General features: G+C 62.3%; 20 protein-coding genes. 8 read left to right on the top strand and 12 right to left on the bottom strand.

Annotated elements, in window-relative coordinates; translation table 11 throughout:
• Positions 1–188 precede the first annotated feature (188 nt).
• The 3 genes from GX444_20230 to GX444_20220 are packed head-to-tail and all read left to right on the top strand — an operon-like array spanning position 189 to position 3,416.
• Positions 189–1,505: a cytochrome c biogenesis protein ResB gene (locus tag GX444_20230; GenBank protein ID NLH50911.1), complete on the top strand. Its 1,317-nt coding sequence runs from the start codon at positions 189–191 to the stop codon at positions 1,503–1,505.
• A 3-nt stretch (positions 1,506–1,508) separates the two neighbouring features.
• Positions 1,509–2,831, top strand: coding sequence for a cytochrome c biogenesis protein CcsA (gene ccsA / locus GX444_20225; GenBank protein ID NLH50910.1), 1,323 nt, complete (start codon positions 1,509–1,511; stop codon positions 2,829–2,831).
• 3 nt (positions 2,832–2,834) lie between these two features.
• Positions 2,835–3,416 (top strand): YihA family ribosome biogenesis GTP-binding protein, encoded by a 582-nt coding sequence (locus GX444_20220; protein NLH50909.1) that lies wholly within the window; start codon positions 2,835–2,837, stop codon positions 3,414–3,416.
• 8 nt (positions 3,417–3,424) lie between these two features.
• On the opposite strand, the gene GX444_20215 is transcribed toward GX444_20220, so the two are convergent.
• The 8 genes from GX444_20215 to metH form a co-directional block, all read right to left on the bottom strand.
• A complete protein-coding gene (locus GX444_20215; protein NLH50908.1) occupies positions 3,425–4,165 on the bottom strand; it encodes a HesA/MoeB/ThiF family protein in 741 nt (246 codons plus the stop codon).
• A gap of 25 nt (positions 4,166–4,190) precedes the next feature.
• Positions 4,191–5,282, bottom strand: a complete 1,092-nt coding sequence (mnmA, locus tag GX444_20210; GenBank protein ID NLH50907.1) for a tRNA 2-thiouridine(34) synthase MnmA — start codon at positions 5,280–5,282, stop codon at positions 4,191–4,193.
• A complete protein-coding gene (gene larE, locus GX444_20205) occupies positions 5,269–6,093 on the bottom strand; it encodes an ATP-dependent sacrificial sulfur transferase LarE (GenBank protein NLH50906.1) in 825 nt (274 codons plus the stop codon). The genes mnmA and larE overlap by 14 nt, the downstream gene beginning before the upstream one ends.
• A gap of 341 nt (positions 6,094–6,434) precedes the next feature.
• Positions 6,435–8,129 (bottom strand): hypothetical protein, encoded by a 1,695-nt coding sequence (locus GX444_20200; GenBank protein ID NLH50905.1) that lies wholly within the window; start codon positions 8,127–8,129, stop codon positions 6,435–6,437.
• 159 nt (positions 8,130–8,288) lie between these two features.
• A complete protein-coding gene (locus GX444_20195; protein ID NLH50904.1) occupies positions 8,289–9,200 on the bottom strand; it encodes a DMT family transporter in 912 nt (303 codons plus the stop codon).
• Positions 9,201–9,224: 24 nt separating this feature from the next.
• Entirely contained in the window at positions 9,225–9,386 is a 162-nt protein-coding gene (locus tag GX444_20190) for a rubredoxin (GenBank protein ID NLH50903.1), read from the bottom strand.
• 12 nt (positions 9,387–9,398) lie between these two features.
• A complete protein-coding gene (locus GX444_20185; protein NLH50902.1) occupies positions 9,399–11,228 on the bottom strand; it encodes a bifunctional homocysteine S-methyltransferase/methylenetetrahydrofolate reductase in 1,830 nt (609 codons plus the stop codon).
• Between the two features lie 67 nt (positions 11,229–11,295).
• Positions 11,296–14,673, bottom strand: coding sequence for a methionine synthase (gene metH, locus GX444_20180; GenBank protein NLH50901.1), 3,378 nt, complete (start codon positions 14,671–14,673; stop codon positions 11,296–11,298).
• Positions 14,674–14,901: 228 nt separating this feature from the next.
• On the opposite strand from metH, the gene GX444_20175 reads away from it, so the two are divergent.
• Positions 14,902–16,572 (top strand): M3 family oligoendopeptidase, encoded by a 1,671-nt coding sequence (locus GX444_20175; GenBank protein ID NLH50900.1) that lies wholly within the window; start codon positions 14,902–14,904, stop codon positions 16,570–16,572.
• Positions 16,573–16,633: 61 nt separating this feature from the next.
• Positions 16,634–17,092: a hypothetical protein gene (locus GX444_20170; protein ID NLH50899.1), complete on the top strand. Its 459-nt coding sequence runs from the start codon at positions 16,634–16,636 to the stop codon at positions 17,090–17,092.
• A 19-nt stretch (positions 17,093–17,111) separates the two neighbouring features.
• Here GX444_20170 and GX444_20165 read toward each other — a convergent pair whose 3' ends face one another.
• The 3 genes from GX444_20165 to GX444_20155 form a co-directional block, all read right to left on the bottom strand.
• Positions 17,112–17,570: an MgtC/SapB family protein gene (locus GX444_20165; protein ID NLH50898.1), complete on the bottom strand. Its 459-nt coding sequence runs from the start codon at positions 17,568–17,570 to the stop codon at positions 17,112–17,114.
• 11 nt (positions 17,571–17,581) lie between these two features.
• Complete coding sequence (locus GX444_20160; protein NLH50897.1) at positions 17,582–19,120, bottom strand: hypothetical protein; 1,539 nt, start codon at positions 19,118–19,120, stop codon at positions 17,582–17,584.
• A 68-nt stretch (positions 19,121–19,188) separates the two neighbouring features.
• Positions 19,189–20,445, bottom strand: coding sequence for an FtsX-like permease family protein (locus tag GX444_20155; protein NLH50896.1), 1,257 nt, complete (start codon positions 20,443–20,445; stop codon positions 19,189–19,191).
• Positions 20,446–20,592: 147 nt separating this feature from the next.
• On the opposite strand from GX444_20155, the gene GX444_20150 reads away from it, so the two are divergent.
• Positions 20,593–20,991: a hypothetical protein gene (locus GX444_20150; GenBank protein NLH50895.1), complete on the top strand. Its 399-nt coding sequence runs from the start codon at positions 20,593–20,595 to the stop codon at positions 20,989–20,991.
• 9 nt (positions 20,992–21,000) lie between these two features.
• On the opposite strand, the gene GX444_20145 is transcribed toward GX444_20150, so the two are convergent.
• A complete protein-coding gene (locus GX444_20145; GenBank protein ID NLH50894.1) occupies positions 21,001–23,643 on the bottom strand; it encodes a PAS domain S-box protein in 2,643 nt (880 codons plus the stop codon).
• 395 nt (positions 23,644–24,038) lie between these two features.
• On the opposite strand from GX444_20145, the gene GX444_20140 reads away from it, so the two are divergent.
• The gene (locus tag GX444_20140) at positions 24,039–25,190 is read left to right on the top strand and encodes a TIM barrel protein (GenBank protein ID NLH50893.1); all 1,152 of its coding nucleotides are present in this window, start codon (positions 24,039–24,041) and stop codon (positions 25,188–25,190) included.
• A 9-nt stretch (positions 25,191–25,199) separates the two neighbouring features.
• Positions 25,200–26,723: a xylulokinase gene (xylB, locus tag GX444_20135; protein NLH50892.1), complete on the top strand. Its 1,524-nt coding sequence runs from the start codon at positions 25,200–25,202 to the stop codon at positions 26,721–26,723.
• The last annotated feature ends 158 nt before the right edge of the window (positions 26,724–26,881 follow it).

Here is a 26,881-nt window from a genome sequence, read left to right as displayed (position 1 = left end):
TACACCGTGCCCGGCGTTTCGGTTTTGCCGACCCCGAAGTTAAGAATGAACGAGCGGGAAGAGGAATGTCAAGCGCCTGAATTTTCGGGATTTCCACCCTATTGCTCCCGGGTATCAACGTGGCGCGAACTTGACACTGGAAGCCGGGTCATGCTAGCCAACTAGCACCCTTTTCACGGATGGCGTTCATGGGCGACGGCAACCAGAAAAAAACCGGTCTTCTCCAGGATGCGATCGACTGGCTGGCCTCCCTGCGGGTCACGGTCTATACGCTCATCACCCTGGGATTGGCGACGCTGTGCGGGACCGTTTTCCCGCAACTGGACGTCACCATGCCCCGGGAGGTTTTAATCGAAAAATTGCACGATCCCGCTTGGCGGATCTACCATCTGCTCGGCCTGACCGACGTTTTTCACAGCGTCTGGTTCCTGTTTCTGGTCATTCTCCTGATTCTGAACCTCACCGCCTGCACCATCGCCTATATCCGCCGCACCCGGCGGCTCCTGGCCAACGCTGAGCCGACCCTCGACAAGGAACGCGAATCCGGCGCCTCCTTCGTCAAACGGATCGCCGACAGCCCGTTATCGGTCGAACAGCTCACCGCGCTGATGCGGCCGGTCGGCACGGTCCGACAGACCGAGAAAAACGGCGCCATCCATCTCTTCGCGCAAAATTCGCCGTGGCTGCGCTATGCGATCGTCGTGGTCCATTTCAGCATTCTGCTGGTCGTCGCCGGCGCGCTGGTCAAATTGTTCGCCGGCATCGAAGGGCAGATGATGCTGCCCGAGGGCGGCAGCCAAAATGTCTTCCTGACTAAAAACGGCGACCTGATGCGCTTGCCTTTCGATGTGCGCTGCGACCAGTTCACCGTCGAATTCTACGCCGGATCGAAACGGCCCAAGGAGTTCCGCAGTTGGCTCAGCCTGTGGCAGGACGGCCGGAAGCTGCGGGAAAAATCGATCGTCGTCAACGATCCCCTGCGCCAGGGGCTCTATCGCTTTTTCCAGGCCAGCTACGGACGGCAGGAATTTCCGCTGATCCAATTGAAGGGCGAAGGCCTGGATACGACCCTGCCGGTCGTTTTCCAGCAAATCCAGTCGTTGCCCGGAAAGCGCGACGGGTTGGTCGTCGACGACGCCCGCAAGAACGCCGAAGGGGCGACGGAAGTACATGTCGTCCTGCAATCCGGCGGCCGGGAGGCCGAGGCCTGGTTGGCCCAAAACGCGCCGCCGCTTCCGGTCGGGCCGTACACACTGGCGTTCGCCGGGGCGAAGCAAGGTTACTATACCGGCCTGCTGGTCACCGCCGATCCCAGCGCGGGCCTGCTCTGGGCCGGGTTCGGACTGTTCTTCGTGGGGTTGTTGCTTACCATGTACACCTCCCATAAGCGGGTCTGGGCGCGCGTGGAGGGGAAATCCGTCACCGTGGCCGGGACGGCCACGCGCCATCGCGAAGCCATGCGGGAATGGCTGGAAAAGACGGCCGAAAAAATCGCAAAGGGTTGACGAATGATCGACTTGTTTCGCGAAATGATCGCGGGTTTTTTCAGCGGCCGTGCCGACGCCGGCAGCGCCTCGCTGTTCGACCTGTCCTTCGTGGCGTTCATCGTGACGACCGTCTGCTATCTGATTTACCTGGGCGGGCGGCGGGACGGCGTCTGGAAAACCGGGCGGCTCTTCGGGTTGGTCGCGGCCATCGCGCTGACGGCGGCCCTGATCCTGCGCTGGATCGCGGCGGGGTGGGCTCATCCGCCGTTCACCAACATGTACGAATCCCTCGTGTTCTTCGTCTGGGGCATCGTGGTCGTTTACCTGTTCGTCGAGTTCCGCTACCAGGTGCGGATCGCCGGCGCCTTCGTCATGCCGCTGGCCGGCATCGCCATGGGCATCGCCAGCCTGTCGCCCAACAAAGAGATCGAACCGCTGGTGCCGGCGCTGCAATCGGTGTGGCTGCATTTGCACGTCGCGGTGGCCAGCATCGGTTACGCGGCTTTTCTGACGGCGTTCGTTTTCTCGGTGCTTTTTTTGCTGAAAGACAAGGTGCGAATGAACTGGTTTATCGTCGTGGCCGCCGGCTTCGTCGTGTTCGCCGTGCTGGGCGCGTCGAAGGGCGCGGTGATCGGCGGCGCGGCATTCCCGATGGATAAAACCGTGATGATGAACGACACCTGGATCAAGGAGCCGTTGCCGGGCGGCGCCGAAGGGCAGTTTTCGCAGGTGGTGGTGCCCGGCGCGGGGCCGCTGCTGCTGGCGGCGCTTATCCTGGCCGTGTTGACGGTGATCGCCGCCGTCCCTTCCAAGCAGCGCGCCGACCTGATCCTGCCGACGCGTGCGCTGCTGGCGACCTTCGTTTTACTGACCGCCGGCCTGGTCTGGCTGTTCGTCAAGGCGCACGGCATGCCCGACACCCGCCTGGCCGCCAATCCCTATGCGCTGGCGCTGCTGGTGCTGGGCTGGCTGGGCTGCCTGCTGGTGCTGATTTTCCAATGGCGCAACGCCGAACTCATGGCCGCCCTGCCGTCCGCCGAAACCCTCGATCGGCTGGGCTACAAATCGGTCATGGTCGGCTTTCCGCTCATGACCCTGGTCATCGTCACCGGCGCCATCTGGGCCAACAAAGCCTGGGGCCGCCCCTGGGGCTGGGATCCGAAGGAAACCGCCAGCCTCGTGACCTGGATCATCTACCTGCTTTATCTGCATACGCGGCTGACGGCGGGCTGGACGGGCCGTCGCAGCAACCTGATCGCGATCGTCGGCTTTCTCTCGGTGATCTTCACCTACCTGGGCGTGAACCTGCTGCTGTCGGGATTGCACGCCTACGCGACGGGATAAGCCATGGCCGGCCACCGCGCCCGGTTCCTGGTCAGCGCCGTTTCGCCGCGCGACTATCCGCCCGCCGACCGGCCCGAGATCGCCATCGCCGGCCGTAGCAACGTCGGCAAGAGCACCCTCATCAACGCCATGCTGGGCATTCGCAAGCTGGCCAAGGTCAGCCAGCAGCCGGGAAAAACCCGCCAGGTCAATTTTTTCGAAATCGACGAGAGCTTCTATTTCGTCGATCTGCCCGGCTACGGTTTCGCCAAGGTCGCGGCGGCCGAGCAGGAAAAATGGGGTCCGATGATGGAAACCTACCTGCGGACCCGCGACAACCTGCGCGGCGTGGTGGTGCTGATCGATCTGCGGCGCGGTTTCGGCGAACTGGACCGGCAGATGCTCGATTACGTGCAGGCCTTCGGCCGGCCTGCTCTGCTCGTTTTCACCAAGGCCGACAAGCTCAAGGGCAACGCCCTGCGCAATCAAATCCGCGAAGTCGGCCTATCCACCGGCCTGGACCCGAAAGAAATCCTCGTCACCTCGGCCGTCACCAAGCAGGGCCTGACGGAAGTCTGGCGGGAACTGAATCGGCTGCTGAAATAAAAATCCGGCTAGAGTTTTCCGCAAACCGGGCACTGTTCGCTGCGCGCGATCCGCGTCGCGGCGAAGGAAAGCTGCCACAGATCGATCTGCACCAGTTCGCGGGTCACCGCGGGGTCGCCCAAGAGGATTTTGAAGGCTTCGTTGACCTGCAGCGCGGCGATGATCGCCGGAGCGGTGTTGACGATTCCCGTGTTTTGGCTGGTCGGAATTTGATCGGCCGGCGGCTCCTCCGGGTAAAGGCATTGCAGGCAGGGGCCTGCGCCCGGGAAGATATTGAGCGCCATGCCCGTCGCTCCGACCACGCCGCCGTAGATCCAGGGCTTCTTCCGGGCGACGCAGGCGCGGTTGAGGGCGAAGCGGGTCGGAAAGTTGTCGGAAGCGTCGAGGACCAGATCGACGTCCTTGATCCACGAATCGGCGTTGGCGGCCGAGAAGCGGGCTTCGACGCCTTCGATGGAAATTTCCGAGTTGACCCACCGCAAGCGCTCGGCGGCGATGATGGCCTTGCCGTCGGGCGAATCCAGGTCCGTTTCGTCGAACAGGATTTGCCGGTGCAGGTTGCTCAGGTCCGGTTGGTCGGCGTCGATGAGCCGTAAAAAGCCGACGCCGGCCCGCGCCAGCAGGTTGGCCTGATGGCCGCCCAGACCGCCGCAACCGACGATCAGCACGCGCGCCCGGCGCAGCTTATCCTGGCCCTCCGGGCCCCAGAACCGCCATTTTTCCTGGGCTTGATAGCGATCGCTTGGCATGGCTTGGCTCCTCGTGAAAAGAGGGTCATTCGGCGCCGACGAGCGCTTCCCGAATCCAGCCGCCTCCGATGACGCGGTCACCGTCGTAGAACACCGCCGCTTGGCCGGGCGTCACCGCTCGCAAGGGTTGATTGAAGCGTACCACGGCGGTCGCGGCATCCGCCATCTCGATCCGGGCGGGCGACGCTTTGTGCCGGTAGCGGATCTGCACTTCGCAAGGGCCGACCCAGGGTTCGCGCGACCAGCACACCGGCGCGGCGACCAGACCGCTCGCCCGCAACCGTTCAGGATCGGTCGTGACAACCACCGTTGCGTCGGCCGCGTCGATCCGCTCGACCCAGGCCCGTTTTCCCAGGGCGACGCCCAAACCCTGCCGTTGGCCGATCGTGAAGCGGTGCAGGCCTTCGTGCCGGCCTAAAATCCGCCGGCTTTCATCCACGATCGTTCCGGCGCGGCCCGGCGCCTGAAAAAAGCGGCGCAGATCCTCGGCGAAAATTTCGTCACCGGAGGCGAAACAGGCGTCCTGGCTCTCGGTCCGCTCGGCGTTGGCCACGCCCAGGCGGCGGGCCAGTTCGCGCACCTCGGGCTTGGTGTATTCGCCCAGCGGCAACAGCGAGCGGGCCCGCTGCTCGGCGGTCAGCGCGAACAGAAAATACGATTGATCCTTCTGCGGGTCGCGGCCGCGATACAGTTCGACGGCGCCTTCGCCCGGCACGAGGCGGGCGTAATGGCCGGTCGCGATCATTGCCGCGCCCAGGTCGCGGGCCGTTTCCCACAGGAAACCGAACTTGAGTTCGCGGTTGCACCAGGTGCACGGGTTGGGCGTCCGGCCGTTCGCGTAATCGTCCCAACTGGCCTTGAGCACGGCCTCGCGAAAGCGGTCGCGGCCGTCGATCACCCGATGCTCGATGCCCAGGAATTTTGCCGCTTGTTCCGCCGCCGCCACGCCGGACGGGTCGCCGCAGGCGGCCGCCGCGCCGGGTGGGGTGAGATCGTGCAGGCGCAGGGTCGCGCCGACGACGTGGTAGCCCTGTTCGCGCAGCAGCGCCGCGGCGACCGTGCTGTCCACGCCGCCGCTCATGGCGACCAGCACGGTCGGCGATTCACTTCGGTTCATCGTTTTCCGCCGGGGGCAGCGCTTCGTTCATCGCGCCGCGCCGGTAACCCTGCAAATCCAGGGAGACATAGAGGTAGCCCGCGCTTTTCATGGCCGTGACGACGGCTTCCCGCTTGGCGGGGTCGAGCAGTTTGGGCAAATCCTCCGGCGCGGCTTCGATCCGCACCAGGCCGCCGTGGTCGCGGGCGCGCACCTGGCGAAAGCCCAGATCGTGCAGCGAGTCCTCGGCCCGTTCGATTCGCGCGAGTTTTTCCGCGTCGATCGGCTCGCCGTAAGGGATGCGCGAAGCCAGGCAGGCCGCCGCGGGTTTGTCCCACACCGTCAGGCCGCGCTCGCGGGCCATTTGGCGGATTTGCTCCTTGCCGATGTTCAGTTCGACGAACGGCGAGCGGATGCCCAGTTCGCGCAGCGCTTCCATCCCCGGACGGTAGTCGCTCAAATCGTCGCGATTACTGCCTTCGAGAACGGTCGAATAATCGTGGTTTCGGGCGGCCTGCAAGAAGGCCTGGTACAAATATTTTTTACAATAGTAGCAGCGCCGATCGGAGTTGGCCCGATAATGCGGATCGTCCATTTCGGCTGTTTGCACCAGTTGATAACGAACCTTGAGGGTGTCGCAAAGCGCCTGCGCCTCCCGCAATTCACGTTGCGGCAGGGTCGGCGAAACGCCGATCAGCGCTAAAACCTCGTCGCCCAGGGCGTCTTTCGCCGCCGCCAACAGCAACGACGAGTCCACGCCTCCCGAAAAGGCGATCGCGGCCCTTTTGTAATCGCGCAAATGCGCGATCAATCGTTGATAATCAGCCGACATGCCCGCTCCTTGAAAACTCTACCGAAGCACTCGACTTTGGTTTTTATACGAGCCACCCGGCGAATGCAAGCAAAGTCGGCTTGCCGGAGCCGAAGACCTTGCGATGCCGCGGCGGCGCGCCTATGATTCGGGCAGTTGCTTGGGGGAGCAAGCGATGCCGAACGATCTCCGACTCGTCTTTCAACTCGCGACCGACGCGCAACGCTATTTTCTGCTGATCGCGTTTTTTGCCGTCTTGTGCCTGTCGATGATCAACGGGTAAGGCGGTTCGCGCCGTTTTTGTGGGTCAATAAAAAAGCCCGGCCGTTTCCGACCGGGCTGCTTCCAACTCATTGAATCGATCAGCAACCGCAGCCGCCGTTGTCGTCGTCATCGTCGTCGTCGGCGTTGTCGTCGTCGGTCGGCGAAGCGTCGTCGTCGGCGTTGTCGTCGTCGGCGCCGGTGTCGTCATCGTCGGCGCCCTGGGTGACGGTGTAGGTCACCGAATCGGAGCCGTCTTCCTGGCCGTCGTTGACGGTCAATTGGAAGATCGGTGAGCCGGGGTCGGAAACGACGAAGGTCGTCACGGCGGCGGTCGGATCGGCGATGGTCGCGTTCGGGCCGTCGATCTGCGTCCAGTGATAGGTCAGCGGATCGTCGTCGTAATCGAACGAAGCCGAGCCGTCCAGGGTGATTTCCTGGCCGGTTTCACCAACGCCATCCTCACCGGCATCGGCCATCGGCGGCACGTTTTCCTGCGTGTATTTGAAGACCGAGAGCTCGAAGCCGACGGTGAAGGCGGTTTTCGGATTCGCCCATTTCAGTTGCATGATCGGGTTGGCGAGGTCGGTCACGGTTTCGTCAAACTGCCAGGATTCGCCCAGGTCCGCCGTGTAGAACAGGATCGGCTGGTAACCGGAAAAACTCTGGCCGACGCCGCCGATGAAGCCGGTTTCGCCGAAAATCGGCTGGAAGGCGAGTGAGGAAACCGCCCATTTCAAAACATTGGGCAGATCCTGCGGCAGGCGCGCCGAAATATCGGTCCAGGTGTCGCCGCCGTCGGTGGTTTTGAAGAGAATGACCGGATACGTGCCGGTGTGCGGTTCGCCGAGGATGAAGCCGGTTTCCTCGTCGACCATTTCGATATTGAGGAAGCTGGCGTTGGCGTAAGAGAAGGGATTTTCCCAGGTCCCGCCGCCGTCGGTGGTGCGCCAGAATTTGCCGAGCTGGCCTTTGTCGTCCTGGTCCGGATGCTGTTCGCGCCAGTTCATCCGGAAGATCGGGTCTTTCATCCATTTCAGGGCGAACATCAGTTCTTCGTATTTTTCCCGCGGCGAATCGCCCGATTTTTTCTCTTCTTCCGGGACGCCGGAAACCAGGTAGCCGGTGTTGGCGTCGAAGAATTGCACGTCGTTGTAGTAGGTGGCGATGTTGCCGGGGGCGGCCAGCTTGGTCCAGGAAAGGCCGCCGTCCTGCGTCCGCACCAGCAGGTTCGGCACGCCGGCGCCGTAGCCGATGGTTTCATCGACGAACGTGAACGCCATGATCATGTTGTACATGCCGGCGCCGGTGATCGTGGCTTGCTGCGTCGTCTCGCCGCCGTCGGTCGTGATGTGCACCACCGGTTCCAGCAGGAACATGCACTTGAACATGCAGGCCGGGAACTCGTTTTCCTCGATGCATTCCGGCGAAACCTGGATGCCGGCGAATACCGCGGAGTCGGCATTGGTCGCGCCGGCGGTGATCACGAAGGAAAACAGCGACATGATGTCGCAGCCTTCACCGCTGGCGGAGGTTTCGATCAGCGGCGACCAGGTGTAGCCGCCGTCGTGGCTGTCCCAGGCGTAAGTGATCGACATGCCGCCGGTCTGCTGAATGCCGGCGGTGTACAGGTTGTCCGGATCGCCGATGCCCAGGCTCATGAAAGCCGCGTTGGAGAATCCCGGCGTTCCGCCGATGCTGTAAATTTTTTCCCAATCTCCGTATTCGGCGAACAACGGGGAAGCGGCCAATAACAGAATTGCCGTCATCCACAGGAGAATCCGTTTCGGTTTCATCGCATTCGCTCCTTCTCTGCTTCGCGATCGCAGGCCAGGACGGTGTCCCGGGCCGGTTAGTCTCCCCGGGATGATTATCCCCATGATTCGCTTGATGTCAAATTCACTAATTTGCCGGTTTACCGGCCGGTGGGGCGGGCCAGTGACGACCGCGGGTGGTCAGACGGACGGGGGCGCCGGCGGCAGATCGCGGTCCGGCCCGGCGGTTTGGCCGGAGAAAGCGATAGTCAGTGCCGCCAGGATCATCATGGTACCGGCCAATTGGCCGAGCGAGGGCGATTCCCGCAGCCAGACCCAGCCGATGAGGAGGCCGAACAGCGGCTGCACGAAAATCGTCAGGGAAACGTTGGCCGTCGCGTTGCGGCGCAGGGCGAAATTCCAGAAGGCGAAGCCGAAAACCGTGCAGATCAGGACGAGGTAGACGACGAGCACCAGCCAATCGACGCCGTTCAAGCCGGCGAGCCCGGGCCACCAGCCGAGCAAGGTGATCGCCGTCGCGTTGACGAGCGAGCCGGAAAGCAGGACGACCGCCAGGATTTTGATCGGTTCGTGGCGGGCCAGCAGTTCCTTGCTCAGGACCGAATAGGTCGATTCAAAAAGGACCGCGGTGGCGATCAGGGCGATGGCCGCCGGATTGACCAGGCCGTTTTCGTGCCAGAATTCGGACAACAGCAGGGCGCCGGTGAAGGCGATGAACAGCGCCGCCACGGTCCGGCCGCCGATTCGCTCCCGCAGGTAGAAATACGCTCCCAGGGCCACGAGCAGCGGTTCGGTGGCGGTGAGGATCGCGGCATCCGCCGAACGGCCGAGGTTGACGCCGGTGTACATCAGCAGCGGGCTGAAGACCAGGGTCGACAAGCCGATGATCAGGCAGCGCAGGTAATCGCCGCGGCTCATGCGCAGGCCGTAACGCCGGCCGACATAAAGCAGCACCGGAATCGCGGCCAGCAGGTAGCGGGTCGAAGTGACCAGGTAGTACGGCGCGTGCGGCATGATCGATTTGACCGCGGCGTACGTGCCGCCCCAGATCGCGTTCATGAGAAACAGGAGGAACAGGGTCGTTTTTTTCATCGGTGTCCGCCGGATCCGGACGCGCTACAAGCGATCGAACGATGACTTCGCCGCGTAACAGATCGGGCACGTCCAGTTATCGGGCAGGCGCTCGAACGGCGTGGCGGGCGGAAAGCCGCGCGCCGGGTCGCCGTGCGTCGGGTCGTAAATGAAGCCGCAGTTGATGCACACCCATTTGTCATCCATCGGCAGACCTCGTCAGGGCGCGGTGACCGCCAGCGCCGTCTGAACGTTGCCGAACGGGGCGCTGACCTGAATGCCCGCGATGTGCGGCCGGATCTGGTCGCGCAGTTCGCGGGCGATGGCGATCCCTTCGGCGCGGGCGGCTTCCTTGCTGGCCGAGGCCGCCGCCATGCGCTTGAGAATCCAGGCCGGTACCGTGACGCCCGGCACTTCGTTGTTGAGGAACTCGGCGTTGCGCAAACTGGCCAGCGGCCAGATGCCGGCGATGATCGGCACCGGCAGATCGCCGATCTTTTCCAGAAAACGCATCAGGACGTCGACGTCGAAGATCGGTTGGGTGATTACGTACTCCGCGCCGGCCGCGATTTTCTGGTGCAGCCGGTCGATTTCCCGTTTTTGATCAAGGTGGGACGGGTCGGCGCCGACGCCGATCAAAAAACAGGTGGCCGGATCGACCGGATGGCCGCCGATATCCACGCCGCGGTTGAGCCGCGCGGCGATGCTGGTAAAGCCGATGGCGTCCAGGTCGAACACCGCCGTCGCGAAGGGATAATCGCCCAGTTTGGGCGGGTCGCCGGTGATGATCAAAACGTTGCTGATGCCGGCCGCCGCGCAGCCGAGCAGGTCGGATTGCATGCCGATGATGTTGCGGTCGCGGCAGGTCAGGTGCAGGATCACCTCGATGCCGACGCGTTGCTGGATCGTCAGCGCGGCGATCAGCGGGCTGACGCGCGAACTGGCGCGGGGACCGTCGGGGATGTTGATCGCGTCGACGCCCTGGATGCTGCAGGCGCGGGCGCGCTCGACCGTCGGGTTCATGTCGAAGCCGAGCGGCGGCACGATCTCGATGCTGGTCACCCATTGCCGGTGGGCGAGCTTCCAGGCGAAACGCGATTTCACTTCGGTCGGGCAGGGTTCCCGCAATTCGACCTTTTCCCGCGAGAGTTCCCGGACCTCGACGTGCTTTTTGTGCAGCGCTTTGACGCCGGCGGTCAACTCGTGAATGTGCTCCGGCCCGGTGCCGCAGCAACCGCCGATCGCCCGTACGCCGATCTGCACGAAATGCAGGGCGTAGGTCAGGAAATATTCCGGGCTGGTCATGTAGATCATCCGGTCGTTGACGAACTTGGGCAGGCCGGCGTTGGGTTGCACCAGCACCGGGTAGGGCGAACCCGGCACGAAACGTTCGAGCAGTTCCAGCCATTCGGCCGGGCCGACGCCGCAGTTGAAACCGAGCAGCAGCGGCGCGGGCAGATCGGCCGGGAAGGGCGCGTAAAAGTGTTCGATCGTCTCGCCGTGGCGGGTGATGCCCTGCTCGCCGACCGCCATGCTGGGGATGTAGGGCATTTCCAATCGCGCGGCGGCGCGGATCGCGGCCAGCAGGTTTTCGCGGCGGCTGAAGGTTTCGAAGATGATGAAATCCACCCCGCCTTCCTTCAGGCCGTGGATGGATTCCATATAGAGCGAAATCGCCTGGTCTTCCGGGAAACCGCCCATGCCGACGCTCAGATCGAGCGGGCCGACGCTGCCGGCGACCAGCAATTCGTCGCCGGCCACCTCGCGGGCGACTTCCGCCGCGGCCTTGTTGATGGCGAAGGTCTGATCGCCGAGCAAGAACCCCGACAGCTTGCGGCGGTTGGCGCCGAAACTGTTGGTGGTCAGGACGTCCGCGCCGGCGCGTTTGTTGGCGCGGTGAATTTCCTTGACGATCTCCGGTTGGGTCAGGCTGAGTTGATCGTAACAGACGTTGACGAACTGATGCCGTTTGTACAGTTCCGTGCCCATCGCGCCGTCGAAAATGACGACCCGGTCCTTGATCCATTCCACCAACGTTTTCGCGGCCATGGTTGCGGTTCACCCTCCCGGATGGGATGCACAATAAAACAAAACGCCGCCGGATAGAAGCGTTCTTTTACACCGCGAAGTACTTCGCTTGCGGATGGTGCAGCACGATCGCCGCCGTCGAATACTCCGGCACCAGCTGATCGGACTCGGCCAGCTCAACGCCGAGGCGTTCGGGTTGCAGCAGATCGAAGACGGCCCGGTGCGCGGCCAGGTCGGGGCAGGCCGGATAACCGAAGCCGTACCGGCTGCCTCGATATTTTTGCGTCACCAGTTCCTGCCAGTTCAGGCGTCGCGGTTCGCCGATGCCCAGCTCGTGGCGCATCGTTTCGTGCGCGTATTCGGCCAACGCGTCGGTCACCTCGACCGCCAGCCCGTGCAGCAGGAAGTAGTCGAGGTATTCGTGCCGGGCGAAAATCTCCCGGCCGCGTTCCGCCGTCGCGCCGCCGAGCGTTACGACGAAAAAGCCGACCGTGTCGTCGTCCGGCCGCAGAAAATCGGCGAGGCAGAGGCGCGGCTCGGTCCGGCGGCGCGGGAAGGGGAACCGCCAGACGCGCCCCTCGTGTTCGACCACCACCGCGTCGCCCTCGGCACGGCCGTGGAAATAGCCGTGGACGATTTGCGGCGCGAACAGTTTTTCGGCTTTGACCACGCGCACCAGCTCGCGGAATTTGGGCTGCACTTCCGTCCGCATGAGGCGCTGGAATTCGTCCCGGGGCAGGTCGCCGCGCCGGTAACCCCAGCGCCCGCGGAATAAGGCGATTTTGTTGACGTAGCTCAGCACCGAATCCAGCGGCAGCGATCGCGTGACCCGGCTGCCCCAGAAGGGCGGAACGGGCGCCTCGATCCGGGCGATGCGTAGCGGCTCCGGCGCGTAGGAATCGCGGGTCAACGGGCTTTCCGTTGACGGCGCCGGCGAGACGGGCGAGCGCCCGGCGGCGATTTCCTGCATGGCTTGCAGGCCGGCGAAGGCGTCGGCGCAGTAAGTGACCGTGCCGTTCGGGTAGGCCGGCGCCAGCGTGTCGCGCACGAATTCCGGCGTCAGCGCGGCCCCGCCGACCAGCACAGGCAGCGTCAGACCGGCGTCGGTCATCGCCCGCAGGTTTTCGGCCATGATCAATGCCGAACTGACCAGCAGGCCGGACATGCCCACCGCGTCGGCGCCCTGTTTTTTCGTCTCGCTCATGATGACTTCGACCGGCACCTTGATGCCGATGTTGGCCACGGCGAAACCGTTGTTGCCGACGATGATGTCCACCAGGTTCTTGCCGATGTCGTGCACATCGCCGCGCACCGTGGCCAGCAGCAGTTTTTTCGCGGGGCCCGCCGGGCCGGCCGCCCCGAAATGGGGCTTGAGCGCGTCCACCGCGCGTTTCATCGCTTCGGCGCTTTTCAGCACGAAGGGCAATTGCATTTTTCCCGCGCCGAACCATTCGCCGACCTGCTTCATGGCGGGGACGAGCAAGTCGTTGAGAATGTCTTCCGCCGAACGCGCGGCGAGCAGCGCCGGCAGGTTTTTCAGCACGAGCGCGGTCTGCCCCTTAGTGATGCCCTGAAACACCGCCTCGGCCGGGGGCAGCGCCGCCGTCTGTTTTTCGTCTTCCAGTTCGGGCCGGCCTGCGAAATGGTTGATGAACGCCTCCAGCGGATCGCGGCCGTCGGCCGAGCGGGCGTAAATCAGATCGAGTGCGCGCTCGACATCGGTCTCGTTCAATTGCGCCAGCGGAAAGATGTGCTTGGGATTGAGAATCGCCGCGTCGAGGCCGACTTTCAGGCAACAATCCAGAAACACCGAATTGAGCACCTTGCGGCTCTTGGGCGACAACCCGAAACTGACGTTCGACAAGCCCAGCAGGCAGTGCACGCCGGGGATTTCCACTTTGACGCGCCGGATGGCCTCCATCGTTTCCACCGCCGCGCCGCGCAGGCTCGGATCGCCCGAGCCGATGGTGAAGGTGAGCGTGTCGATGAACAGGTCCTGCGGGCGCAGGCCGTATTCCCGGACGCACAGCTCGACCAACCGTTTGGCGATCGACACCTTGCGGTCGGCGGTCATCGCCATGCCGTCCTCGTCGATCGTCAGGCAGATGATCCCGGCGCCGAATTGGCGGGCCAGGGGACAGATCGCCGCCGCCCGCTTGCCGCCGTCCTCGAGATTGATCGAATTGATCACCGCTCGGCCCGGATACCGCCGAAGCGCGATTTCCACCACCGCGGACAGGTTCGAATCGATGAAAATCGGCAGCCGGCATTCCTTGGCGGCGCGCCGCATCAGCGCGTCCATGTGCGCCGCTTCATCCTGGCCGGCGTAGGCGACCGACAGGTCGGCGGCGTGACTGCCGTAATCGGCCTGCTCGTTCAGGATTTCAAACGCCGCGTCGTGATCGCCGGCCAGCAGCGCGTCGCGGAAGGCCTTGCTGCCGGTGGCGTTGGCGCGTTCGCCGACAAACAGCGGCGGCGGATCCTGGCGGATCGTGACGGCGTTAAACAGGCTGGCGAGCGCCGGCACGGCGACGGCCCGCGACGGCAGCGGTTGCAACTCCGCGATCGCGGCGGCCAGGCGGCGGATGTGCGCGGGCGTCGTGCCGCAGCAACCACCGACGAAATGAATCGGCAGTTCCGCGAGAAAACGGCGCAATGTTTGCGCAAAGGCTTCCGGCGATTCCGGATAGCAGATCCCGGTCGCGCACGGCAGTGGCAGGCCGGCATTGGGGTAAACGCCGATCAATCCGGGCCAGAGTCCGGCGAGGGTTTCCAGGTGCGGGCGCATCGCCAGCGGGCCGGTGGCGCAGTTCAGCCCCAGGATATCGATGCCGAAGGGTTCGAGAATCGCGATCGCGCCCGGCAGATCGGTGCCGGTCAGCAGCGTGCCGGTTTGTTCGATCGTCACCGAAACGTACAGCGGCACGCGCCGCTTGCGGGCCATGACGGCCGCGGCCGCGGCGAGAACGGCCTTGGCTTGCAACAGGTCCTGCACCGTTTCGATCTGCAGCAGGTCTACGCCGCCGTCGAGTAGGCCGGCGATCTGGCGGGAATAATTCTCGAACAATTCCTCGTAACCGATCTGTCCCAGGGTCGGGAGTTTGGTTCCCGGCCCGATCGAGCCCGAAACGAAACGCGGCCGGTCGGCGGTGCCGATTTCGGCGACGGCCTCACGCGCCAGGCGGGCGGCGGTTTCGTTGATTATTTCGGTTTTTTCGGCCAGCCCGTATTCGGCCAGGACGAGCGGATTGGCGCCGAAGGTATTGGTTTCGATCACATCCGCGCCCGCGCGCAGATAATTCAAATGAATTTCACGGATTTTTTCCGGTACGGTCAGAACGAGTATTTCGTTGCAGCCGGTTTTCCCGTCGAAGGCTTCGTCCGGTAGGCGCAAAGATTGAATCTCGGTGCCCATGGCGCCGTCAAGCAAAAGAATACGTTTTCGAGCCGACGCTAACAGATCCAACTTTGCCTTCTCCCGATAATCGGACGACCGATGGATAATATTTTTCAGAAAAGAATTGGGCGCTTTTTTATTGCTCAATTCCGGATTTTTCGTTTGCATTTTAGCGCAAAGAATCCCAAGCTAACAATCGAAAGGTTAAACCACGATTTTATTATTTAGAAACGGGGTCTTCCGATGGCCGATGTGCGGATTCGCTTCGATGATTTGCCAAAAACGGTATTTGAATTCATGGATTGGCCGTGGGAACGCATCGAGCCGTTTTTCGCCGATCTGGCAGATCGCCAGATCTATGAGATCAATCTTTCGACGTGGTTGAAGGATTGGACGCGCGTCAATGAGTTGATTGACGAATCGTTGCAGCGGCTCCAGGTGGCGACCACGCTGGATACCACGGACACCGCGGCGGAACAAAAATATCTGGCCTATCTTGAAAACATCATTCCCCGGGCGCGGGCCGCCGGTCAGAAGCTCAAGGAAAAGCTGCTGTCCTGCGGGATGCGGCCTAACAGCTTCGCCATACCGATTCGCAACATGAAGGCCGAGGCGGAAATCTTCCGCGAGGCGAATCTGCCGTTGTTTACGGAAGAACGCCGGCTGGCGAACGAATACGACCGCATCATCGGCGCGCAGACCGTGCAATGGGAAGGCAAGGAAATCACCATCACCCAATTACGGCCGGTCTACCAGGAAATCGATCGCGCGAAGCGCGAGGCCGCCTGGCGGCTGTCGGCCGAACGGCAGTTGGCGGATCGCGCGGCGATCAACGGGGTTTGGGTCAAGCTGATGAAACTGCGCGGCGAAATCGCCGCCAACGCCGGGTACGAGGATTATCGCGACTACCGCTGGAAGCAACTGCTGCGCTTCGATTACAACCCATCCGATTGCGAAACCTTCGCCCATGCCATCGCCGACGTGGTCGTGCCGGCCGCCGCGATGTTGTACGAAAAACGGCGCCGGCAACTCGGCGTGGAAACCCTGCGCCCCTGGGATCTCGACGTCGATCCGTTCGCCCGGCCGCCGCTCCGGCCGTTCGGCGAAGTCGCGGAACTCGAAGAAAAGACCGCCGCGATTTTCCGGCGGCTCGATCCGGAACTCGGCCAATATTTTCAGACCATGCGCGACGAGAAACTGCTCGACCTCGAAAACCGCAAAGGCAAGGCGCCGGGCGGCTACTGCACCACCTTCGCGGTCGCCGGCCGGCCGTTTGTTTTCATGAACGCCGTCGGGCTGCACGACGACGTGCAAACCCTGCTGCACGAATCGGGCCACTCGTTCCACGTCTTCGCCGCCGATCACCTGCCGTACGAGCAGCAAAAAGAAGTGCCGATGGAATTCGCCGAGGTCGCCTCGATGGCGATGGAACTACTGGCCGCGCCCCAACTGGAAGCCTTGGAAGGCGGATTTTACACGCGGGAAGACGCGGCGCGCGCCCGACTCGAGCACCTGCAGAATTCGCTGATGTTCTGGCCGTACATGGCGGTGGTCGACATGTTCCAGCACTGGGTTTACACGCATCACCGCGAGGCTTCCGACCCCGCGCGGTGCGACGCCAAATGGACCGAACTGTGGTGGCGGTTCATGCCCAACGTCGATTACCGCGGCTTTGAAGAAGTGATGGCGACCGGCTGGCATCGCAAGCTGCACATCCACCGTTATCCGTTCTACTACATCGAATACGGCCTGGCCCAACTTGGCGCCGTGCAGGTCTGGCGGCGGTCGCTGAAAAACCACGCCCAGGCGTTGGCCGATTACCGCCGGGCGCTGGCGCTGGGCGGCACCGTTTCACTGCCCGAACTGTTCGCCGCCGCCGGGGCGAAGTTCTCCTTCGAAGTCAACACGCTGCAAGGCGCGGTCGCCTTGATGATGGAAACGATCAAGACGCTCGAGACGATTCAATAGACGATTGCGGGCGGCGATCGGGCGCCGGGGTTTCATTTTTTGACAATTCGCGGAGGTAAGCATGCCCCAGCCTCAAGTGCAATTGCGGCAACTGCCCCCGCTGGTCGTCTGGATCCTTTGGTTTTCCCTGCTGATGTCGATTTTTTTCTATGTCGGCATCTCGTTTGTCGTGCCGCCGGTCACCACCGCCGCCGAATCGGCGGGGCAATACGCGCCCTTGCGCTGGGCGTTTCTGGGCGTCGGCCTGCTGCTCACGGTGATGAGTTTTCTCTTTCCGCGGCTGCTGGCCCGGCGCGCGGCGTTTTTCGTCGCCTATCTCATTCGCTGGGCGTTCGCCGACGCCATCGCCTGTCTGGGTTTGTTGCTGTTCTTTCTGGCCGAACCGGCGCCGATCTTCTACCTGTTTGCCGGCTGGGCGATCGTGCTGGATTTGCTGGCGATGCCGACCGCGGGCGCCCGGACGCGTTATGCCGATCTGGCCGGAACCACCGAGGCTTACAACCGGAGCGACCGGCCCTGAAGCCGAGGCGCCGCTCCGCCTATTTTGAATGTCCGAAGAAGCGATGTTCCAACCAGCCGAGCGGCACCAGGGTGGCGATCGCGCATAGCGTGATCACCAAACCCGTGTAGGGATAGCCCAGGCCGATGATCAGCCCGATGCCGGATGCCAGCCAGATGGTCGCCGCGGTGGTCAGGCCGTAGACGCTGTACCCCTGATGGATGATCGCCCCGGCGCCGAGAAAACCGACGCCGGTGATGACTTGGCCGGCGATGCGCGAAAAATCGGGCGGCGCGCTCGGATGAAGGCGGGTCAGCATATCGGGGAGCAGCGCGAACAGGCAGGAGCCGACGCAGATCAGCAATGACGTGCGGACGCCCGCCGGTTTGTCGTGGATCTGGCGTTCCAGGCCCAGCAACGCGCCGCAGACGACCGCCATGCCGGTTTGCAACCAGAAGGTCCAGTTCAAAAAATAAAGCTGGCTCGGCGATTCGATCATGGGCCCTCGCGTCAGATGCCGCAGCAGGTGTCTCCGTAATCGTCATCGTTGTCCTCGGCATTTCCCGAGGTGTCATCATCCGGCGGTAAAGTGGTGTCGTCGTCCGTCCGCGTATCGTCGTCGGTGCCGGCGGTATCATCGTTGTCGTCGTTGTCATCATTGTCGTCGTCGGTAGTGTCGTCATCCGGGGGGCCGTCGATGTCGTGCGGTTCCAGGTAGTCGTAATAGCGGCCCATCCAGTAGGCCATCAGGTAATCGACGCCCGGCATGACGTGCTGCGGCAGGAATCCGGCGCACTGCATCTGAAACGGACTGCGTTGCCACAAATATTCCTGCCGGCAGCGGTATTCGACCGGGTAGGCTTCCTTGGCCTGTAATTGAAAATCGAGCAGATCGCCCAGCCAATCGGGGAGGGTGCTCTGAAAATCGACCAGCCATTGCGAAATCGGGTCGACCGCGGCGGCCGGCGGATCGATGTGAATTTCGCGGTTGGGCGGCTCGGTGAACTGCCCCAACATCGCCACGCCGTCTTCCATGATCGCCTGCGAGCCCCGGCAACGGTCGAGCCGCTGGCAGGCCGTCAGGTAAACCCAGTCGAAATACACGTTGTGGGTGTTTTCGACCCAGGGCCGGACCTTGTCCATGAATACGCGGAAGAAGTAGGCGACCCGTTCGTCGTCGGGATCCATCGTGAAGAGCGTATAGAAATTCTGGTGCCGCAGGTTGTTGGCGAAATATTCGGTGTACTTGTTGAAGAACGAGATCGCCGAAAGCGGCAAGCCCGGTTTCTCCTCCTCATAAACCTGCGCGTAAAGATTCCAGTACTCCTCGGTGTCGAGGATATGCGCCGCGATCAGCGCGAAGGCGATCCGCTCGGTGCCGTCGATCTGCGGCGCGGCGGTGGTCGGCAGGCCGTCCTCGTTGAGGATGAACCAGTAGCTGGCGCGCAATTTGTCGATGACTTCCTTGATCATCGACTTGATCAGCGCGCGCGTCGGGGCGTCGTCGACCAGATCGTAGATGACCGAAAGGCCGTGAAAGAAGCCGTCGTATTGGTCGGAAGAACTGTTGGAGAGGTAGAAGGTGCCGAGCCAGAGGCCGGAGCCGTACAGCAGGATTTCGCTGCCGGCGTAATCGAGCCAGAAGGCCGGGTCGCTGACCGGTCCGACGTAGCGCCCGACGTAGCCGGTGGTCTGCGTGACGCGCAAATGGTCGTTCAACGTCTGGACGGCGGCAATGGCGTTGGCCTTGGCGTCCGCGTCGCCGGTCACCGCGTAACGGAAGGCCTGCGAGGCGCCGTAGGTGGAGGTCCACATGGTGGAATCGCCCTGGCCGCGATACATCAGGATGGTCTGCAGATCCTCGGTTTCGTAGAGCGCTTGCACGATGCCGCCGTATCCCGGCACGTGCCGGTCGCGCACGCCGGTATCGTAGGCCTGGGCCTTGGCCAGCAGGGCGGGATCGTCGTCGGCCCGCGCGGCCGCGACGGACCGCCAGGCGATGCCACTCGCGAGGGCGAGGCAAAATAGAATCAGCACGGTTCGGCGCATGGTTGCTCCTTGGTTTTCTGATTCCGTTTTATCAAGTAGTCGGGTCGGCAGGCAATGGGCCGGGGGGATTATTCGTACCGCAGCGCCTCGATCGGATCCAGGGCGGCGGCCTTGCGCGCCGGGTAGACACCGAAGAACACACCGACCAGCATCGCGAAACCCACCGCCAGCAAAACGCTCGAACTGGAATAGGTCACGGGCAGGCTGTCGGTGAAGGAGGTCGCCAGTTTCAAGCACCCCAGGGCCAGAGCGATGCCGATCGTCGCGCCGAGGAGCGACAGGGTGATCGACTCGATCAAAAATTGGCGGGAGATATCGCGCCGGCGCGCGCCCAGCGCCTTGCGGACCCCGATCTCGCGGGTGCGCTCGCGCACCGAGACCAGCATGATGTTCATGATGCCGATGCCGCCGACCAGCAGCGAGATCGAAGCGATGCCGATCGCCGCGATGAAAATCGATCCGGTCATGCTCTGGTAAGTGCTCATCAGGCTGTCGCGGGTGACCAGTTCGAAGTCGTCGGTTTCGGTCAGCTTCAGCTTGTGGCGGATGCGCATCACCGCCCGCACTTCGTCCATCGCCTGCTCGACCGGCACGCCTTCCTTCGCCTTGAGGTAGATTTCGAGTTGGTCCCGGATTTGCCACTTGCTGGCATACGCGCCGAACGGAATGGCGACGATGTTGTCGCGGCTTTCGCCGAAAATCGCGCCTTGCCGTTCGACCAGGCCGATCACGCGGTAGCGATCGCCGCGGACCTGGATGAACCGATCGATCGGGCTGCCGAAGGCGAACAATTTTTCCATGACATCGTAGCCCAGCACCGCGACGTGCGTGCCGGCGACCGCTTCCTGCGGCAGGAAATTGCGGCCCAGGTCCAGCGACATGCCGCTCACCGGCAGGTAGGTTTCGGTCACCGCGGCCACCTGCACGTCGGGATCGGTCTTCTTGCCCTCGGCATGCACGACGTCGCCGCGCCAGTTGAAAATCAGCGGACTGATCAGGTCGAGGGAGGGGCAGGAACGCTTGAGCGCCTCGACGTCCTCGATTTCGAGATCCTTCCGGTTGTGGAACTTATGCCAATCGAAGGTGATCGAAATCGCCGGGTATTTCTGTAAAATGAAAACGTTCGCTCCGAGGCGTTCGAACTCGCTGGAGACGATCTGGTTGATGCCGCCGACGATGGACAGCATGGCGATCACGGTGGCGACGCCGATGATGATGCCCAGGCTCGTCAGGCCGGAACGCAGCTTGTTCGCGCCGACCGCGCGCAGCGAGATCTTCATGTTCTCGATCAGGCTGATGCGGCGATGTAGTTTAACGTGCGTCATTTGCGCGCCAGTTTAATCAGGAATGATCCTTTTGCCCAGGGTGTAAATATGCGGTTGGCGAACGACCTGTTTTTCGCGAGAATATCAAGTCTGAGACCCATTCGGCCGATATGAGGGAGTCGGCGACCAACCGGGGAGGTTTTGACGATGAAGCGAGCGATGCTGCTGGTTACCGGGTTGTTGGTGGTATCTTTCGCCGCGGCTTGCGGGATGTTCGAATCCAAGCTGACCCCGGGCCGCGAGGTCTTTGCCGCGATCGGGACGGATGATTGGCATCATGGCACGATCATGAAGGATTGTCCGGGCGGTTTGTCCGTAAAACTCGACGGCGATGTCGAGGGCTGCTATCCGAAAGAGAAAATCGTGCTCGATCAACCGCCGCAGGCGGGCGAGATCAAACCCGGAGTCCGGGTCCTGGCGCAGTTTCAGAACGGCAACTATCTGCCGGGAGTCGTCAAATCGATCGTCCAGACGAAGTACAACATCGCCTTCGTGGGCGGCGAACTGGGCGTCGACAGCCTCGAACAATTGCGCCTGCTGCCGTAAGCGCCGCGCTCAGTCATCGAGCGCCTCGCGGACTTTTCCGGCCAGCGATTTGATGTTGAACGGCTTTTGCAGAAAGTGGATCCCCTCGTCGAGCAGGCCCTGAGTACCGATCACGCTTTCGGTGTAACCCGACATGTACAGCACCTTCAAACCCGAATGCAGGCGCCGCAGTTGCTGATACAATTCCTTGCCGTTCAGATTGGGCATGATCACGTCGGTGAACAGCAGATCGACCTGGTCGCCTATTTTCTGCATGAGCAGCAGCGCCTCTCCGCCGTTCGTCGCCTCGTAAACGGTGTATCCCTGCCGCTGGAGGATCGTCTTGGCGAACGTGCGCACCATGTCCTCGTCCTCGACCAGCAAAATGGTTTCCCGGCCGCGCGGCCATTCCTCGGGGTGCAGATCCCGCAGGTGCGAGGGCGGCTCGTCAACGCACGGCAGGTAGATTTTTATCGTCGTCCCGATCCCGACCTCGGAATAGACGTGTAAAAAGCCGTTGTTCTGCGTGACGATGCCGTAGACCGTCGCCAGCCCCAGACCGGTTCCCTTATCCTTGGGCTTGGTGGTGAAAAAAGGCTCGAAAAGGTGGCTTTTCACTTCCGCGTCCATGCCGCAGCCGGTGTCGCTGACGGCCAGCATCACGTAAGGCCGATCCGCCACCTCCGGATGCAGGCGCAGGTACATGGTTCCGAACTCCACGTTGGCCGTCTCGACGAGCAATTCGCCGCCGGCGGGCATGGCGTCGCGGGAATTGACCGCCAGGTTGACCAGCACTTGTTCGAGCTGGCCTGCGTCGGCCTTGATCGGGCGTAGATCGGGCGCCGCGGTCACCCGCAGCGCGATGTCCTCGCCGATGATCCGCCCCAGCATGTTCTGCGAATGGGCGATGACTTCGTTCACGTTCAGCACTACCGGGCAAATCATTTGTTTGCGGCTGAAAGCCAGCAATTGCCGCGTCAAATCCGCCGCCCGGCCGCCGGCGCGCTTGATTTCCTGAATGTCGCCGCGCAGCGGGTTGCCGTCGCCGACCGAAGCCAGCATGAGGTCGGCGTAGCCGAGAATGCCCGTCAAAATATTGTTGAAATCGTGCGCGATGCCGCCGGCCAGCCGCCCGACCGCCTCCATTTTCTGCGACTGCCGCAACTGTTCTTCGAGCTGCCGCCGATTCTCCTCGGCTTGCTTGCGTTCGGTGATGTCCTTGATCACCCCGTCGATCCACTGGTTGCCGGTTTTTTCGTCGCGATGCAGCCGGGAATTGCAGGACACGGCGAAACTCGAACCGTCTTTGCGGCGCAGGCGCAGTTCGAAGTCCTTGACCTCGCCGTGTTCCATCAGCTTTTCGATGACGGCCTTGCGTTCCGCCGGATCGACGTACAAGTCCGCGACCGGAATGGAAAGCAGCTGGTCCACCGAGTCGTAGCCGAGCATGTGCGCCAAGGCCGAATTGGCCTGCAAGTAACGGCCGGGCTCGTCGATCGTGGTGCGGTAGACGCCGACCGCGATGTTCTCCAGCAGCGAGTGATACTTCTGCTCGCTTTCGAGCAGGGCATCCTCGGCGATGAGGCGATCCTCGATGTCGATCAGAACCGCCAGGACGCGGGTGAACTGGCCGTAACCGTCCCGCTCCGCGATGGCCGACAACAAGGTGTCTTTGATTTCGCCGGTCTTTTTCACGAAGCGGCATTCGACGTTTTTGCATTGTCCGATCCGGAACAACGCCGGCAGGATTTTCTCGTTCATTTCGCGCCGCGAGGAGTAGCCGAGAAAATCGGTCGTTTCCCGGCCGATGACTTCTTCGCGGGTGTATCCCAATTCGTCCAGCCAATAATCGCTGACATTCAGAATCCGCCCGGCGGCGTCGATCGAAAAGAGCATCACCGGGGTCTTGTTGTAGAGAAATCGATGCCGTTCCTCGCTCTGGCGCAGGGCGTTCTCGGCGATGCGCTTGTCGGTGATGTCCTGGCCGATCATGAAGAAGGTTCGGGCGTCTTCGGTCTGGCCGGAATTGGGAATCAGCAAAACGTCGTAAACCCGGTCGCGGCCGATGCGATCCCGCCGGGTCGTCTCGAAACGCGCCAACTTGCCGTCCAGCGCCCGGCGGGCGAATTTCAGCAAGCGTTGGTCGATCTCGTGATCGATGAGTTCGGCAAACGGCCGGCCGACGATTTCCGCCGGCTGCAGCCCGAAAAAGTCGACAGCGGTTTGGTTCGCGAACAGAAAACGGTTCCGATCGTCGAGCAGGGCGACGAAGACGGGAATTTTATTGGCCAGCTTCGATAAGTGATGCAACGAATCCTTGGCCACAGCGGCGGATTCAACAATCGGCGAGACCGGTATGCCCAGCGCGAGATAGCGGGCTCGGTCGTCTTGGAAATCCCCAAACGGCTCGATCTTCCAATGAATCGATGGCGGGCAATCGGCGGTTCCATTGTTCGTTGAAAAATGAGGGAAGGAAGAGTGTTCCGCGGAAAAGAGATGGATTCCGGCGACTCGATTGATCGAGTTGCCCAAAATTTCCTCAGGTTGCAGACTGGCGACTTTCGCGGCGGCCGTGTTGTAAAAAAGGATTTGTCCGCGATCATCCAGTAAAAACATGGCGACATTGGCGGGGTGTTCATCGGCTAAAGAAATGACCATGGGTGTCGGTCGCATGCTGTGAATCCCCAAACGGCTATTGATAATTCGCGTAAGAATGTCACAATCGCCAGTAATTCTCAAGCATTATTGGTGGATAACCATGAATGTGAAAAATACAATAATTTTGGCACTCAGTGGAAAATGCCCTTTCCTGCCTATTTTTCAACCGCTTCGAAAAAATGCTTCAAGAGGATTCGTTAAAATGCAAATTTGTGATGTGAAAAACATATATTATTCAAATAGATGAACAATAATTTCTAGAATTTAGTTTAGGTATGTACTCCCCTTTGTTTTCCTTTTGGGCACCTACTGAACCTTTCGACCGGTGAACCGCTGATTGACAAAAACGGCTCTCCCAAGCACTCTGAATTCAATCCGGGTAATAGCCTTTTCCGAATAAGGAGAATCCGATGGCTCTGCCGAATTTGACCTACCAGCAAATCCGCCGGAAGCCCGATGAAATGATCCGTCATCTGAACGAATTCGCCCTGGAGCTGAAATTCTCGGCCGGCATCTGGTTCTTTTCGCCCGCCGGCAGCCGTTTCCACGACAAGTACCGGGCGGATTTGGACATCGAGCGCCGGTTGGAAATCGCCGCTCGTCTCGTCCCCGACGGCTTGTCCGGCCTGGAGGCTCATTATCCGACCGAGATCAACGAGGCGAACCTCGACTTATGGAAAAAATACTGCGCCGACAGCGGCCTGCGCATCATCAGTGTGGTGCCGCAGTTGTTTTACGACGCGCGCTTCGAATTCGGGGCTCTGAGTTCGCCGCTCGAAGCCGTGCGCCATGCCGCCGTGCAGCGGACCATCGAGTGCCTGCGACTCAACGAGGAATTGGACACCGATTTCACGATCGTCTGGTCGGGAATCGACGGTTACGAAAATCCCTTCGGCATGGACCTCATCGCGGCGCGCGACCGCTTTGCCGAGAGTCTGGCGGAGGCGATGGATATGGTTCCCGGCATCCGCCTGGCGTTCGAACCCAAGCCCTATGAACCGCGCGGCCGGCATTTCTACGGGACGACGCCCGAAGGTCTGCTCTTGGCAATGAAAGTCGAGAGCCTGCTGCGCAACGACCGCAACCGCGAGTTGCTGCGCCAGGGGCAGGCGTTGGTGGCTCTGAACCCGGAAATCGGCCACATGCTGATGGCTTACGAGGATTTGCCTTACGCCTTCAGCCAGATCATGGAATATGGCCGGCTCGCCCACTGCCACGTCAACAGCCAGCCGTTGGGCAATTACGATCAGGACCTGAACGTCGGCGTCGTCGCTCCCGAGCAACTCGAGGCCGCGCTTTACGTTCTGAAGATGCATGGTTACCGCGGGTATTTCGGCATCGATATCAATCCGGAGCGGATGAACCCCGCGCCGGCGATCGTCAACTCGATGGATGCGATTCGCGCCGCGAACGACCGCGTCAATCACCTCGATCACGAACGGGTGGTCTGGGCCGTCAACCATCCCGACAAAGCGCGGGGCTGGCTGGAAAGCTACCTGATCCGGATGCGGGCGCTGCATCCGCAACGGTTGTCGCCGCTGCCGCCACTGCCTCGTAGTTAGGGCGAAGCAATGAACTGCCTGGTGGGGATCGATATCGGGACCTCGGCGGCCAAGGCCGTGCTGATCGACGAGACCGGCCGGGAAATCGCCGCCGCGACTTCGGCCTATCCGCTGGCGACGCCGCAACCGCTGTGGGCGGAACAGGATCCCGAGCATTGGTGGCTGGGGGCCGTCGCCTGTCTGCGCGAGGTGCTGACCAAGGGGCGGGTTCGCGCGGCCGAGGTGGCGGGCCTCGGGCTGTCGGGGCAGATGCACGGGCTGGTGTTACTGGACCAGGCCGGCGAGGTGCTGCGCCCAGCCATCTTATGGAACGATCAGCGAACCGGTCCGCAATGCGACACGCTGACGCGGCAACTGGGCCTGGAAACCTTGCTGGCCTGGACCGGCAACCCGGTTTTACCCGGATTCACACTCCCCAAACTGCTGTGGGTCCGCGAACACGAGCCGGAGATCTTTCACCGAACCGCGCGGTTTCTTTTGCCGAAGGACTACGTCCGCTATCGCCTGACCGGCGAAATGACCACCGAGGTGTCCGACGCTTCCGGCACGTCGTTATTCGACGTGGCGCGGCGCCGCTGGTCCGATGATATGTTCAACGCCACCCGCATTCCGCGCGCCTGGGCGCCGCCGAGCGTCGAATCGACGGCCGTCGCCGGGCGGATTCACGCCAAGGCCGCGGCGGCTACCGGTCTGACCGCCGGGACGCCCGTGGTCGCCGGCGGCGGGGACCAGGCGTCGCAGGCGATCGGCACCGGGCTCTACCGCGAAGGGCGGGTGGCCGTTTCGCTCGGGACATCGGGAGTGGTTTTTGCGCCGACCGCCCGGCCGCTCGTGGATGCGCGCGGGCGGCTGCATACGTTCTGCCACGCGGCTCCCGGTTTGTGGCACGTAATGGGCGTCATGCTGGCGGCGGGCGGCAGTTTTCGCTGGTACCGGGACGTGTTCGGCAAGCAGGAGAAAACGGCGGCGGCGACCCTGGGCGTCGACCCGTATGAGCTGATGACGGCGGAAGCGGCGAAGGCGCCGCCGGGCTGCGAGGGGCTGTTGTTTCTGCCTTACCTTTCGGGCGAACGGACGCCGCACCCGGACCCGCGGGCGCGCGGGGCTTTCCTCGGCCTTTCGTTGCGCCACGAAAAGGCGCATACGATCCGCGCGGTGCTGGAAGGCGTCTGTTTCGGCCTGCGCGATTCCTTCGAGTTGATCCGCGAACTGGGCTTGATCGCCGCCGACGTGCGGGTTTCCGGCGGCGGCGCGCGTTCGCCGCTTTGGCGGCAAATCCTGGCCGACGTGCTGGCGACGCCGGTGGCGACCATCAATATCGTCGAGGGCGCTTCGCTGGGCGCGGCTCTTTTAGCCGGCGTCGGGGTCGGCTTGTTCCCGGACGTCGGCGCGGCCTGCGAGCTGGCGGTGCGCGAAGGCGAGCGCCATCAACCGCGGCCGGCCGAAACGCAAACCTACCGGGATTTGTACCGGGTTTACCGCGATCTTTATCCGACTTTGCGGCCGGTGTTCGAAGCGCTGGCCGCGAATTGACGAATCGCCGTCGCGCCTCTGTATTAGCTTAGCGACTTTGTCCCCTGTAACTGCTTAGCGATTATGTCCCCCATGAAGAAGGACATGATTTCGATGACTCCCAAGGAGTTACAGCGGATGAGGTTGCTGGTCTGCGTCCTGGAGGGGCAGCTGCCCCT

The organism is Myxococcales bacterium, from assembly GCA_012517325.1.
Classification (GTDB): domain Bacteria; phylum Lernaellota; class Lernaellaia; order Lernaellales; family Lernaellaceae; genus JAAYVF01.
The sequence above is the reverse complement of the archived record's forward strand: the minus strand, read 5'-3'. Positions and strand labels throughout refer to the sequence as shown.

What these genes read in the sequence shown, in the direction of transcription:
- GX444_20145 (NLH50894.1), bottom strand. Translation starts at nt 23,643, where the DNA reads ATGCGACCGACACCCATGGTCATTTCTTTAGCCGATGAACACCCCGCC.
- xylB (NLH50892.1), top strand. Translation starts at nt 25,200, where the DNA reads ATGAACTGCCTGGTGGGGATCGATATCGGGACCTCGGCGGCCAAGGCC.
- GX444_20195 (NLH50904.1), bottom strand. Translation starts at nt 9,200, where the DNA reads ATGAAAAAAACGACCCTGTTCCTCCTGTTTCTCATGAACGCGATCTGG.
- GX444_20160 (NLH50897.1), bottom strand. Translation starts at nt 19,120, where the DNA reads ATGCGCCGAACCGTGCTGATTCTATTTTGCCTCGCCCTCGCGAGTGGC.
- GX444_20155 (NLH50896.1), bottom strand. Translation starts at nt 20,445, where the DNA reads ATGACGCACGTTAAACTACATCGCCGCATCAGCCTGATCGAGAACATG.
- GX444_20150 (NLH50895.1), top strand. Translation starts at nt 20,593, where the DNA reads ATGAAGCGAGCGATGCTGCTGGTTACCGGGTTGTTGGTGGTATCTTTC.
- GX444_20185 (NLH50902.1), bottom strand. Translation starts at nt 11,228, where the DNA reads ATGGCCGCGAAAACGTTGGTGGAATGGATCAAGGACCGGGTCGTCATT.
- GX444_20220 (NLH50909.1), top strand. Translation starts at nt 2,835, where the DNA reads ATGGCCGGCCACCGCGCCCGGTTCCTGGTCAGCGCCGTTTCGCCGCGC.
- GX444_20140 (NLH50893.1), top strand. Translation starts at nt 24,039, where the DNA reads ATGGCTCTGCCGAATTTGACCTACCAGCAAATCCGCCGGAAGCCCGAT.
- GX444_20165 (NLH50898.1), bottom strand. Translation starts at nt 17,570, where the DNA reads ATGATCGAATCGCCGAGCCAGCTTTATTTTTTGAACTGGACCTTCTGG.
- GX444_20175 (NLH50900.1), top strand. Translation starts at nt 14,902, where the DNA reads ATGGATTGGCCGTGGGAACGCATCGAGCCGTTTTTCGCCGATCTGGCA.
- mnmA (NLH50907.1), bottom strand. Translation starts at nt 5,282, where the DNA reads ATGAACCGAAGTGAATCGCCGACCGTGCTGGTCGCCATGAGCGGCGGC.
- larE (NLH50906.1), bottom strand. Translation starts at nt 6,093, where the DNA reads ATGTCGGCTGATTATCAACGATTGATCGCGCATTTGCGCGATTACAAA.
- ccsA (NLH50910.1), top strand. Translation starts at nt 1,509, where the DNA reads ATGATCGACTTGTTTCGCGAAATGATCGCGGGTTTTTTCAGCGGCCGT.
- GX444_20190 (NLH50903.1), bottom strand. Translation starts at nt 9,386, where the DNA reads ATGGATGACAAATGGGTGTGCATCAACTGCGGCTTCATTTACGACCCG.
- GX444_20200 (NLH50905.1), bottom strand. Translation starts at nt 8,129, where the DNA reads ATGAAACCGAAACGGATTCTCCTGTGGATGACGGCAATTCTGTTATTG.
- GX444_20215 (NLH50908.1), bottom strand. Translation starts at nt 4,165, where the DNA reads ATGCCAAGCGATCGCTATCAAGCCCAGGAAAAATGGCGGTTCTGGGGC.
- GX444_20230 (NLH50911.1), top strand. Translation starts at nt 189, where the DNA reads ATGGGCGACGGCAACCAGAAAAAAACCGGTCTTCTCCAGGATGCGATC.
- GX444_20170 (NLH50899.1), top strand. Translation starts at nt 16,634, where the DNA reads ATGCCCCAGCCTCAAGTGCAATTGCGGCAACTGCCCCCGCTGGTCGTC.